The organism is Chryseobacterium sp. FH1, assembly GCF_000735135.1.
Taxonomy (GTDB): domain Bacteria; phylum Bacteroidota; class Bacteroidia; order Flavobacteriales; family Weeksellaceae; genus Epilithonimonas.
Genome location: NZ_JPLZ01000006.1, coordinates 348,592 through 362,475, shown reverse-complemented (window position 1 = coordinate 362,475; position 13,884 = coordinate 348,592). Strand labels below are relative to the sequence as shown.

The 13,884-nt window shown below is 39.0% G+C and carries 6 protein-coding genes; 3 read left to right on the top strand and 3 right to left on the bottom strand.

Translation table 11 applies throughout. From position 1 onward, the window contains the following. Positions 1-111 precede the first annotated feature (111 nt). Positions 112-3,282, top strand: coding sequence for an efflux RND transporter permease subunit (locus IO90_RS08620; RefSeq protein ID WP_034968774.1), 3,171 nt, complete (start codon positions 112-114; stop codon positions 3,280-3,282). Between the two features lie 202 nt (positions 3,283-3,484). Beyond that, a complete protein-coding gene (locus IO90_RS08615) occupies positions 3,485-4,906 on the top strand; it encodes an efflux transporter outer membrane subunit (protein ID WP_117596591.1) in 1,422 nt (473 codons plus the stop codon). 313 nt (positions 4,907-5,219) lie between these two features. On the opposite strand, the gene IO90_RS08610 is transcribed toward IO90_RS08615, so the two are convergent. The 3 genes from IO90_RS08610 to IO90_RS08600 all read right to left on the bottom strand — a co-directional run bounded on the left by IO90_RS08610 (position 5,220) and on the right by IO90_RS08600 (position 13,170). Further along, the gene (locus tag IO90_RS08610; protein ID WP_034965758.1) at positions 5,220-7,568 is read right to left on the bottom strand and encodes a BamA/TamA family outer membrane protein; all 2,349 of its coding nucleotides are present in this window, start codon (positions 7,566-7,568) and stop codon (positions 5,220-5,222) included. Positions 7,569-7,623: 55 nt separating this feature from the next. Next, on the bottom strand, positions 7,624-12,645 hold the full coding sequence (locus IO90_RS08605) for a translocation/assembly module TamB domain-containing protein (RefSeq protein WP_034968768.1): 5,022 nt from the start codon (positions 12,643-12,645) through the stop codon (positions 7,624-7,626). A gap of 129 nt (positions 12,646-12,774) precedes the next feature. Beyond that, positions 12,775-13,170: a hypothetical protein gene (locus tag IO90_RS08600; protein ID WP_034965757.1), complete on the bottom strand. Its 396-nt coding sequence runs from the start codon at positions 13,168-13,170 to the stop codon at positions 12,775-12,777. A gap of 207 nt (positions 13,171-13,377) precedes the next feature. Between IO90_RS08600 and IO90_RS08595 the strand changes: the two genes are divergently transcribed. After that, positions 13,378-13,737 carry a hypothetical protein gene (locus tag IO90_RS08595; protein WP_034968764.1) on the top strand — a complete coding sequence of 120 codons (360 nt, stop codon included), beginning with the start codon at positions 13,378-13,380 and terminating at the stop codon, positions 13,735-13,737. The last annotated feature ends 147 nt before the right edge of the window (positions 13,738-13,884 follow it).

Here is a 13,884-nt window from a genome sequence, read left to right as displayed (position 1 = left end):
GGCTATTCGCTTTTTGCTTTCAATTCAATATTTAACAATTATCTAAACATTGCTTTTGAAAGCCAATTGCCAAAAGCTAAATGCTATAAGCCAACTAAAACTAAACTTCTTATGCTAAAACAATTTATAGAAAGACCGGTACTCTCAACGGTTATTTCGATTATCTTATTATTATTGGGATTGCTCTCGGTGTTTCAATTGCCGATCACGCTTTTCCCAGACATTGCGCCACCAAGCGTTCAGGTCACTGCATCTTATCCCGGTGCAAATGCCGAAGTTGTTGCCCGTTCTGTAGCCAATCCTATCGAGGAAGCCGTAAATGGTGTGGAAAATATGACCTACATGACCTCGAATTCCAGCAACGATGGATCGATGACATTGAGTATCTTTTTCAAACAAGGTTCAGATCCGGACAACGCGGCGGTGAACGTTCAAAACAGAGTTTCCAAAGCCATGAGTCAGCTTCCGCAAGAGGTTGTTCAGGCAGGGATCTCGACTCAGAAAGTTCAGAACAGTATGATCATGTTTATGGGACTTTCCAGCAATGATGCTAAACAATACGATGAATTATTCTTACAGAATTATCTGAAGATCAATGTCATTCCAGAAATTCAGCGTATTCCCGGCGTAGCGCAGGCTCAGGTTTTCGGCGCCAGAGATTACTCGATGAGAGTTTGGCTGAAACCAGACAGATTGGCTGATAATGGGTTGTCTCCTCAAGAAGTTCTCGCAACAATCAAAAATAGCAACCTAGAAGCAGCGCCTGGACGATTGGGACAAGGAAGCAAGGAAACTTACGAATATATTTTAAAATACAAAGGGAAACTCAACCAAAACACAGATTACGAAAACATCGTGATCAAATCGAATAATGACGGTTCATTTTTGAGATTGAAAGATGTGGCAAGAGTTGAATTTGGTTCTTACAGCTACACCGCATCCAACAGAGTTGATGGAAAACCGGTTGCTGGTTTCGCCATTCTACAGACGGCTGGTTCCAATTCCAACGAGATTATCACGGAGATAGAGAAGCAAGTTGAGCAAATGAAAACGACGCTTCCTAAAGGTGTTGAACCAATCATCATGTACAATTCCAAAGACTTTTTGGACGCCTCGATCCATCAGGTCGTTGAGACTTTGGTGATTGCATTTATCTTGGTTTTCATTGTCGTTTATATTTTCCTTCAGGATTTCAGATCGACCTTGATTCCGGCGATTGCGGTTCCAGTAGCGATTATCGGGACATTTTTCTTCTTGAATTTATTCGGATTCAGTATCAATATGTTGACATTGTTTGCCTTGGTATTGGCGATTGGAATTGTCGTCGATGATGCAATCGTGGTTGTCGAAGCTGTCCATTCCAAGATGGAACACACAGGTTTGCCAGTTGAGCAAGCGACGAGAGAATCGATGAGTGAAATTTCGGGCGCCATTATATCCATCACTTTGGTCATGTCAGCGGTTTTCGTTCCGGTTGGATTCATGCAAGGTCCAGCAGGTGTTTTCTACAGACAGTTTGCATTTACATTAGCGATTGCGATTTTGATTTCAGCGGTCAATGCATTGACGCTTAGTCCAGCCTTATGCGCACTTCTACTAAGTGATCCTCAAGGTGAACACGGAGAGCACGGTCAGAAAAAAGGTTTTGGAGCGAGGTTTTTCAACGCCTTCAATCTGGCCTTCAATAAGATGACTCGAAAATATATCTACAGTCTTAAATTCTTGATTAAAAACAAATGGGTCGGCGTTGGAGGACTTGTCTTGATCACGGCGTTCACAATTTTCTTAATTAACAAAGCGCCAACAGGATTTATCCCAACGGAAGATCAAGGTTTTGTCTTGTTTGCCGTCAATACGCCTCCAGGAAGTTCATTGGAAAGAACACACAAAGCGACTTCTCAGATTGATAACATCATTAATAAAGAAGAATCGACAAAACATCTTTGGGTTGCAGATGGTTTAAATTTCATCAGTAATGCCAACGCATCGCCTTACGCTGCTGGTTTCATCAAGCTAAAAGACCTCGACAAAAGAGGTGCTGTGAGTGACCCAGATCAGATTGCAGCGACATTGACAGGGAAAGTTTCGCAGGTGAAAGATGCCAGCACATTCTTCTTCAACTTCCCTACTGTCCAAGGTTTTGGTAACGTTTCCGGATTCGAGTTTATGCTGCAGGACAAGACCAATGGTTCTTTTGAACAATTGGGAACTACAACACAGGCTTTCATTGGAGAATTGATGAAACGTCCGGAGATTGCGTTTGCTTTTACGACTTATGCCGCAGGAAATCCTCAATACACGATTGAAGTGGATGCCGACAAAGCCAATCAGTTAGGCGTTTCTGTAACCGATCTGATGCAGACCATGCAGATCTATTACGGAAGTAGTTTCGTTTCAGATTTCAACAGGTTTGGGAAATATTATCGAGTGATGGCTCAAGCCGATGTTCCTTACAGAACCGACGCTAACTCACTTGAGGGAATCTACGTGAAAAATAACCAAAGCGAAATGGTTCCAGTAAAAACTTTGGTAAGCTTGAAAAGAACTTTCGGACCAGAAACAGTGACTCGAAATAACCTTTTCAATGCCGTGACAATCAATGGAACGCCAAAACCTGGTTACAGCACTGGAGATGCGATCAAAGCGGTTGAGGAAACTGCGAAACTTTCATTGCCAAGAGGTTACGGCTACGAATGGACAGGAATCACGCGTGAAGAAATCAAAACGGGTGGACAAACTGGATTTATTTTCCTTCTAAGTATTTTGTTCGTGTACTTCCTATTGGCAGCGCAGTACGAAAGTTACATTCTGCCGTTTGCGATTATTTTGACGATTCCTACAGGTATTTTCGGAGTGTACGCTTTCACAGGTTTGGCTGGAATTGACAACAACATTTATGTTCAGGTTGGATTGATCATGCTCGTTGGATTATTAGCGAAAAATGCAATCTTGATTGTTGAATTCGCGGTTCAAAGACGACAAGCTGGAAAAACGTTGATAGAATCTGCTCTTCAAGCTTCAAGGTTAAGATTGAGACCAATTTTAATGACCTCATTTGCCTTTATCATCGGGATGTTGCCGTTGGTTTGGTCGCAAGGTGCGGCGGCAAAAGGAAATCATTCGATTGGAATCAGTACCGTTGGTGGGATGTTGACTGGTGTCGTTTTCGGAATTTTCATCATTCCGGTGATGTACGTGATCTTCCAATACCTGCACGAGAAAATGCCAAGCAGAAAGAAACGCAGACTCAAAAAAGAAAAAGCGGCTTTGAATTATATTTAAAATCCTCACCCTAGATCCTTCTCCAAGAGAGAGGGACTTAAGAAAGTCTTGAAAGCGGAATCCTACGCAGCCCGACTTGAGTGGACTCTTCGAGAACCTCAGAGTGACAATTGGGATTCCTTCGACTTCGCTCAGGATAAACTACAGGCGGATAAAGCTACCCAAAACAAGACATCAATAATATATAACTAAAAGAAAACAAATGAACATCATAAATAAAATAAAAGAGATTTTGGTATCAACAGTAGTCGTCGCTAGTGCGGTTTCCTGCATGCCGAAATTAGCTTTGGATAAAGTGAGTCCAGACGTGCCGGAGAAATTCCAGTACACGGCAACGGCTGACACGGCGAGCATCGCCAATCTGGAGTGGAGACAATTCTTCAAAGATCCTATTTTGCAAAACTTGATAGAAAAAGGAATCAAAAATAATTATGACCTGCAGATCGCTTTGAAACAAGTTGCTTCCTCGCAAGAACGATTACTTCAGGCAAAATATCTGCAATATCCGGACATCAGTTTTGGTGTTTCTGGTCAGATTTCCAAACCTTCAAAAAACAGTATGAACGGGCAAAGTCTGAATTTGTTTTTAGGACAAAGCCACGTTGAGGATTACAATGTAGCGTTTAACTTAGGCTGGGAAGCAGACATTTGGGGAAAAATCAAAAATCAACAGGAAGTTTCGAGAGTTCAATATCTCCAAACTTATGAAGCTTCGAAAGCCATTCAAACACAAGTTGTCGCGGCGATCGCTCAAGGCTACTACAATTTGCTGATGCTGGACAAACAAATGAATGTTGCGAAATCCAATTTGGAACTTAGCAAAAATACTTTGGATGTGACGGAGAAAATCTGGAAAGGTGGAGAAACGACTTCCTTGGGCGTTCAGCAAGCGAAAGCGAGAACAGAATCTACGGAACTTTTGATTACGCAATTAGAACAAAATATTGCCATTCAGGAAAATGCATTGAGTATTTTGGTGGGTGAAAATCCAGATAAAATCAGCAGAACGATTGAAATGTCCGATTCATCCTTACCACAAAATATCTCAGCGGGAATTCCGGCTGCGATGGTAAGTCGTCGTCCGGATGTTCGTCAGCAGGAATTGGTTTTGTTGGAATCCAATTCAATTGTGGGAATTGCTCAAGCGAGTATGTATCCTGCTTTGAGGATTACCGCAAACGGTGGCGTGAATTCATTTAAAATCGATAACTGGTTTCAGATTCCAGCATCGTTGTTCGGTTCTGTTTTAGGCGGTATCACACAGCCGATTTTCCAAAAAAGACAGCTGAAAACAGATCTAAATGTGGCAAAAATCCAAAGAGAGAAAAATGTTTTGGCTTTTCGTCAATCTGTTCTGAATGCGGTTGGCGAAGTGTCTGACGCATTGGTCTCCAACGAAAATCTGAAACTTCAGGAAGTAAAAGCTTCTGAACAAGTGACGACGTTGAAGGACGCGATCAAAAGTGCCGAACTCCTTTACAAAGGCGGAATGGCAAATTATCTGGAAGTGATCACGGCTCAGGCCAACTCACTCCAAGCAGAATTGAATCTGGCTTCCATCAAGAGACAAAGACTCAGCAGTATTGTTGACCTTTATCGTGCTTTGGGAGGCGGATGGAAATAATTAAAGTTTAAGTTATTTTTTGTTAAAAGTTACTTTCGGGTAACAGAAATGGTCGGAAATTTCCGACCATTTTTCATTAATAAAATTGATATTTTCTGAATTTGAAACAAAAAAAAGAGTGAGCCAAATGGTTCACTCTTGTATTATTTAAACTAAGAGCCTTAAAAATATCATCAAAATTCTTTCCCCAACCCTAAAGGGAGTAATTTTGATGAAATTTTTAAGGCGTTTTTCCACCCTTTAGGGTTGGGGGAAAGAAAAACGTTTTGAAAATTTTATTTTTAAATCGTTTTTAAACAGGCTCTAATTTAAATTAAAATGGATAACCGATCGCAATATTCAAAATCAAATTGTCTCTTCGCCAACTGCCGTCTCCAAACTTAACTTTGTCTAAAACCCAACGCTCATCTTTTGCATAATAAGGAACTCTGAGAGGCATCGCCAAATCTAATCTTAAAACCAGAATTGAGAAGTCCAAACGTAAACCAACGCCCGCTCCCACAGCAATTTCACTCATAAAATCGCTGGTAAACTTTGCGCCTGGTCTTGTGTTGATTCCATTTTCGTCGATATCGTCATTCATCAACCAAATATTTCCTGCATCTACAAACACGGCAACGTTCAAAAATTTGTAGAGGTTCACACGATATTCTGCATTCAGTTCGAGTTTGATGTCACCTGCTTGGTCAAATAGTGCTCTCGTGTTATTTTCGCCTCGCGGGTCATAGCTTCCTGGTCCCAAAGTTCTTGCGCGGAAAGCCCTGATACTATTACTTCCACCTACGAAGAATTGTCTGGAAAAAGGAATATGCTCTGAGTTTCCATAAGGAATTGCCACGCCTCCGATAAATCTGGAAGCAAAGGAAGTTTTCTCAGAGAATTTGTGATAAAAACGAATATCATTTTCCATCTTGGCAAATTGACTGAACGGAACACCGAAGATATTTTTGATATCGCCATCTTTGTAATTGGCGCCCGTCAAAAGTCCCGTGATATTCCCAGCCAAATCCAACATTCCTTTGTAATAGAATGTATTTTTTCTTGGAAGCATCGTCGTGGAATAAGTGAAAGAATAGGTTGGTCCGAAAATCAATTGCTGATCCGTCACTCTCTGCAAGTATGGATTGATTTCTTTTAACGCAGTAAATTTAGGAGTTTCATTAGCAGGATCGATCAATGAAATATCAATGACTTTCAGCTCGTGTTCTTTCCTTACATTTTCTTTCCATTGATAACCAAATGATGCGTTGAAGGTATTCAAAGTATATAAAGTGGTTCTGTTTTGAAACTCATATCCAATCTGAATGTTGGTTCGAGGCACAAACGCACTTGACGAACTAAATGTAAACGGCGCAACAATTCTCGGAATCGACAACTGCGCGTTGGCTCCAGCTCGGAAGATGTTTTCCGCATCTGCAGGTCCACCGATTTGAACATCAAAAGCACCATAAATAGATGCTTTGAACTGTTCTGCACCTCGGAAAAAGTTTCGTTGAGTCCAGTTGAGATTCAACTCACTTCCGGCGTAATTTGCAGAGTTGGTTCTTCCCAAAGCCTCCAAACGCAAAGATTGTAACTCTCTCGGTGTCAGAACATAATAAGCATCAAACTTGTGGTTCAAAGAATCTGAAACGATGAATTCATTTTTAACGAATTTGAAAACACCCAAACTGATTAATCGATTGAGTGATAAATTATGGTCTTTTCGGTTGTAAACATCGCCTTTGTCAAAATATAGAGCCCGGTCAAAAATTCTCGGTTTGAATTTTTTATCTGGGTCCACTACATAGATATCATTGTATTCATAGCCTTTCAAAGAATCCGGATTCATCGGAATGCTGTACTTTCCACGCTTTGCATCCCGCAGATTGTAATTTGGAAAAACAACCACTTTATCAATTGTAAATTGCTCGGTTGCAAGTTTCGGCGTATTGTCTTTTAGTTTGACATTCAACTCGACTTTGTGATTTTTGCTCACAGTGCTGTCGGCTTGAACAATGATATTATCTGGACTGAAATAATAAAAACCTTTGTCCTTCAAACCATCGTCTATTCTTTGTCTTTCAGCTTTGATGACATCCAAATCAAAAGGATTTCCAGGTTTCAGCAAACTTTTGTCTTTCAAAGCCTGAATTTCTTGATTGATCAAAGTAGAATCTTGGAGATAATTAACCTTGTTGATCAAATACTGATTACCAGGATTCAGCGTATAAATGACTTGCGCCTTTTTGTTCTTCGAAACCGTGTCATACTTAGCTTTCGCATTGAAATAACCTTTGTTCTCAGAATAATTGACGATAATATCTTTGTTAAATTCTCTATCAACATCGCCCAACAAAACCGGTTCTTCCCCAAATTTGTACTTCAGCCAATATCTTAGTCCTTTTTCTTTTTCAGGTTCTTTGGTTGCGTTGTAGGCATATAATTTTGGTCTCAATCCAAAAAAAGACGAGTTCGGTTTTGGTGTCAGATTTTCTTCCAAAGCACTTTTCAAAGCCTTCTTTTCCTTTTTGGAAATGCTGTCATTTTCCACCTTCACTTCACCTCCAGTGTAGAGCAATTCGCCTTCCTTCAGGAATTTGGTATTGCTACAAGACACTGCAAAAGCCGTAATTCCCGAGGCCAAAAAATATTTGCAATATGTATTTAAATTGATTTTCATTTGTAGTGACTTAATTTTTTTAGTCTAATGTTATCGCTATTTCTCAGCAATTTCACTATTTAAATTCTACGACTTCCTTGTCTTGTTTTTTCTTGCTATCTCTGTTGTTTCTTCTAGATTTTCGGAAAATATCAGAGAATTTGTTGTAATCCAAAGTGATGATGAAACCAACGCCCGTTTCCACGATTTGACCTTGCAATGCAACTTGGTAATCATTTTTTCGATACGCGCGGAGCATATATCTTCCGTCTCGGGAAAGGCTGTAATCAACAGTCACATCTCCGGCGATATTGGTCGTGTTTTCATTTTGTCTCGCTTCACCTTCCACTCCGAAGTTACTTCCTACAGACACTTTCAGACGGTCGTTAAGTAATTTTTTACTGACATCGATATTCAGATCTGTTCTTGTATTTTGAGTTCCTGTCGAATAATCTTCGGAGGATTCAAGGTCAAAATTAAGATCAACACCTTTGATCAGATCTGAAGCTAAATTGTTGATCTGCTGAGAAAGAATCTTGCTCACACTTTGTCTCGCCATCGTCTCCGCAGAAACGCCAGAATTACTTTGGAATGGATTTTCTCCGATAAATCTATTAAGCAAAAGCATCGCGAAAACCTGTTTGTTCATTTCGTTTTCATCCTCTCGCAATTGCGCCAATTTACCGTCAATCGTTTCGGTCACCAAAGATGAAACCGAGTTATTTTTTTCGTCTGTTGTAATATCAAAACTGATTTGAGGTTTCATCAATTCGCCTTTCAAAATCAATAAAGTATTAAACGGAATTCTTTGTTTGAATTGATTTAGCTCCACATCGCTCATCTGTTGCTCCACCAGATCGATTGGCGCGACATTCGATTTATAAACCGCCGTGATATCAAGCGTTGCCGTTGTCGGTTCGCCAGTCCAGGTGATCGTACTTCCTTTTTGGATATCAAATTTCCTTTTCAAAAGGCTCACAGACATATCATAACTTCCCTGCTCCACTTGATAAACGCCGACCAAAGTGGTTTTTCCAGAAGGGTCAATTCCGCCTGTCAGATCTGCTTCACCTTGGAGTTTCACAAAATCGCCGTTCGCTTTATCAATGATGATGGACATTTTTGCTTCTTTGCTCACTTCAATGTTCACGCTCACGTCCATTCCTTTGAGGTTAGTTTGAGAATCGAGAGAATCTGTTTTAATGGTTTGATTCAATGCAATCTGATCTTGGTCTATGAACTCCACAATCCCGTCTCTTTCCTGTAACGACGGGCTTGATTGCGGAAGTACAAATGTGAAATCCGTATTGTCCGAAACCGACAATCTTCCGTCTACTTTCGGTAGATCGAGATTTCCCCGAACTTTCAATCCCGCATCGATTGCCAAAATTCCGTACATCATTGCGTCGTTCGATTTTTCAGAATTCACCACCTTGAAATCCTTTGCATCAAGGTCCAAATTGAAAGTAAAATCTTTATAGGTCTGCGTCAAAACCTGACCGTCGATTCTCAGAGAATTGCCGTCTTTGTCATTGATTTTGAAATTATCAAACTCAATCCCGCGATTTGTGAATCCAATTTTATCATTGATATTTCTAAAATCACTTCCAGTTTGCGCAATCATCAATCCGACATTATTCATCTTCACATCGCCCAAAATCTTCGGTGCAGTCGTCGTTCCAGTAATTTTCAGATCGCCGGAAAGGAAACCTTCCGTATTCGTAATCGCGTTCATTGTGAATCCTTGCAAAGTCTGCATTTGAAGTTGGTTCATTGCCAGATTCAAATCAAAACTGCTTGCGGACGTATTGTAGTTTCCAGTGATTTTCACATCATTATTATTTCCAGAAAGCGCGATATTGGCATTCAGAACGTCAGGCGTTTGGTTATCAACATTGATATCGAGATTTCCAACTGGACTTCCGAAAACGAACAAATCAGAAACATCGATGTCCGACGTAAACGTCATATTTTTATTTAAATCCCGAAGTTGCGCCGTTCCGTTGATCGTTCCTTTTGCGAGAAGAGAATCTTTTTTGATGATTTCCGTGATGGTCTCGATTTTAAAATCTTTAAGCGAAACATTCAGCGGACTATTTGGCAAATTGTTTTCGGACTGAACCAAAATCTCACTTCCAGCATTCGACAATCTGAAATTATCCGCAAAAATTCCCTGACCTCCGATTTGGATCTTGTTGTTTTCCGCAACCGTCCAATCCATATAGTTTAATTTCAAACCGTTTGGATTCAAGGAGATTTCGGTGATGTCATCCATCGATTTGGCGTTACCGGCAATCAGGAATTGAGTGGCATCTTTATCGTCTTTCGTCGTGATGTTATAATTAATGATATTCTCTGCCACATCGCCATTGATATTGACTTTGTTCAAAGCAAAACTTTCACTTTTCAAAGACGCAACATCAAGGCTGTACTGCAAAGCTTGGTTTTCATTTGTGATTTTAATGTTTGTATTCTCGAGTGAATTTGTGCCATACAAAACCTGCGGAATCTTCGCATCCAACTCAATTTTCTGAGAATCTGCGTTGTAATTTCCTACGATGTTGATGGTTTCAAAACTTTTCAAATCTGGAACAAACTTTCTGATCAAATCATCATTTTTGATATTTGCATTAAGCGTAAAAAACTGTCCTTCATCAATCTTCTCAGCTTTCCCTGGTTTTTGGAATTGATAATATTGATTAATAGTCTGCGACAACGCTCCGAAAATCTGGGTCAATTTATATTTCCCGTTGAGTTCTACGTCAGCGATTTGGGAATTAAATTTAATCTGATTAGAATCTGCCGTAGAGACCGCCAACAAGTTCATTTCCTGAATCGGATAAACTTCTTTTTCATCAGAAATCGCGAAGTCTTTCAAATTCAAATAACCATTCAATTGATCTGGGTCAAGACTTGTAAAATCGCCGTCAATTGCGCCAGCCAAAATCATTGGCGAGCTGTAGAATCCTAATTTGTTTAAATCTAATTTATTAATTTTTCCATTGACTTTTACAGTAGGATTTTTTTCATCGTACACGCCAGAAGCGGTTAGATTAAGATTCGCGTTCGGGTCTTTGAAATTGAGGACAATGTTGTACGCGCCACGATTGATCTTGCCGACCAAATTCATATTTTGATAACGGTAACCTTTGTAAGTCGCAGATTGTACGTTTCCGACGAGATTCGCATTCGCATATTTGAAATCGAAGCTTTCGCCTTTTGCAGAAATCTGAGCCGTGATTGCGCCCAGATCTTTATTCTGAATCATCTTCCCGATCTGTAGATTCTGCAGGTTGGCTTTGACATCGTACAACTCACGGTTTTTTCTACGCATATCAACTTGAGCGATGATGCCAGCGTTTCCAAGCGTTGAATGGAGGTTCAAATTCGTATTCACCACTTTGGTCGTGCCTTTCGCAAAACCTTTGATGCTGAAATGAGACGGCAAAGAAATATTGGATGGAATCGTGCCTTTTGGAACCAAATTGAAAATCGTCTTTCCGGATGAGGCCAATTCGCCAATCTTCAAATCGTAATACAAATTGTCAGGATTCATCGCGTTTCGGATTCTTCCCGAAGCATTCACTCGAAGTTGATCCAGACCGGAAACTTTCAGTTCATTGATGAAAAGGTCGTTCACAGTTCCTCTCACATTGGCATTGACATTCAACGTTGAATTTGGATATTTGTTGAATGGCGCCGTGTTTCTGAGTGTTGGAACCAAGTTCAAAATATCAGCAAAACCGATTTTTGAATCTTTGATGCTTGCAGAGATTTTGACTGCGCCAAGATTCGAAGATAATTGTTCGATGGAATTATAATTAAGCACCACTTCATCTCTCAAAACCGTTTTTGGCGTTTGAAGATAAAGGTCTTTCAAGTAAGCCTCTTTGTCCGAGTAAACAAAATCCGTATTGAATTTTTGAATATCCAAACCACGCGACTCCTGAATCTCAGCCGATTTCACACTTCCCGCAAAACCATTGTTTTCCATTTTGAAATCACGAACGTCAATATTCATTTTTCCAAAATTCAGATGGTTAAAATCCATTCCGCTTCTTGTTGGCGCAACGGCTGTATTGTTGTAAGCGACTTTTACATCTTCGAAAATCAATTTTCCGAGAAGCACTTTCATCGCTTTTTCCTGTGTTGTATTTTTAGAAACTTCAGGTGTTTTCTCTTCTTTTGGATTTGCGTTTGAAGCTGGAAGAAATAAATTGGCGTTGATGTTTGCGCCCGTCAAATAGACATTTCCAACGTCGAAGGCATTATTTTGCAAATCAAGATTATTGATTTTCGTGCTTAATTCTTTAAACAAAACCTTCGCAAAAGTCTTGGAATTGTCGTCACCGTAATCGATGTTGAAATTCGTTAGTTTGATTCCGCTCAAGCCCAACTGCATTGGTTTCTTCTGATTGAGAGAATCTACTTTTTCCTCAACATTTTTAGAAACTTCTTCTATAAGATCTTGTTTTAGCTTTAATTTCAAACCATCAAGATTGATGTCATTGACCGCGTATTTGTTACTTTGAAGGTCGAAAGTTTTTACGCGCGTATCGAATGAATTAAAATAAACCTTGATGTCATTTTTAGATTGCTGATCGTTGAACGTAACGCCGATGTCTTTCAGATTGATTTTATCAAGAGAAATGATAAACGGTTTGGACGGACTCTCCTCTTTTTCGGAAGTTGCAAAGGCTTCCATAATATAATCGAAGTTGAATTTTCCCTGCGGATCGCGAACCACATTTGCGCGAACGCCTTCCAAATCTATCGAAGTCAAATCTGCTTTCGACTTCATCAACTGCCACATATCCAATCCCACATCAAACTTTTTCACCGCCAAAAGCGTATCGATATTTTGACTTGTCAAATGCAGATTTTCGATAACGACACTGTTTGGAAAACCGATATAGATCTTCTCCAGTCTTACTTTCGTCTTGATTTTACCTTCGAGATAAGTGATGGCTTTGTCCTTGATAAGATTCTGAACAAACGGCAATCTCAAACTGAAGATGAGCAAAATAAAAAAAACCACAATGCTAATGATGGTTCTGACAAAACGTCTGAGAATTTTTCCTTTGTTGATTTTTTTCAAACCTTGTTTATTTTTATGCGTTGCTAAAGCAAATACCATACTATAAATGGATTCCCTCTATTTAATTTAGAATTTCGGAAACATTTATCTCCTATGCTCGATTTTCGAAAGTAATAATTGTATTAAAACTTAGATTGCCTGACGTGTTGGGATATCCTGGTGAAAATTGTTGTATGTCAAATACAAGTCGTAAAAATAAACATCCTGATCTGTGTTTTCATCCTTTGTTTTGATGGATGATCTCTTATCATAAAATTGATGAATTCTACCTTTGTCCTTACAATTGCAAGTGCAATAGTTTTCCTGATTTTTGAGATGCTCTTTGAAATTTACAACTTGGATCTCAGACATTGTTTCACTTACGGTTCGATCAAAAATTTTCTTATCGAGCGTAAATCTGGATTCCCCGTGCTGAAGGTAATGATTTAAGATCAAAGGATGGTATTTATCTTCAGTATTGATGATGGTGGACAAAATATATCCTTTGCAATGACTGCAATTTGCTAATTGTAATTTTACTGGCATAGTTTATAATTTGATGTCAATCTACTTGCAGATTTTGTGCCATTAGAAGGTAATTTTAACAGTTTAATGTAAATATATTGTTGAAGATTTGATATTAATTAAAACGTATAAGCAGATTTGAGATTTTTTTTCATTTAATTATTTCTTTGAATCCAAATCATATTTATTATGAAAAATAATTGCATATTTTTGCATAAATTTGAAATTATGAAGTATGAACTCGAACTTAACATGAAAGAAGTTGGGTCGAACGTTGTTTTTAACACGATTACACTAAATACATTTAAAGTCAACATTGTTGAAAGATACTCTGACAAGAGCAATTTGAAGCCAAAACTGTGCGAGGTACACTTCAAAGTCAGAACCTTGGACGATCGAATCTTGGAAAAAAAGGACGGCAATGTGAACACGTACATCCGAGGTGAGGGATTTACTAATTACATTAACTTAAAAAACATATTCAGCTCGCCTTATTACAAGAAAAAGCTAATCAGCCCAAAGAAAGCGGAGGAAGATCTCGTACATTTTATACTCAGTATGGTTGTATTAAATTATGAGTTTAATTGATTTTGTAATTGACATTAATATTAAATTATTGTTAAAGATGCTAACGTATTGATAATAGATGTTGTATCATTGCACAATCATTTATCTTAAAAACGCAAATGTTATATCACAGTTTTCTTTGTCTCAAAGCAATTAAAATAGTTTGTA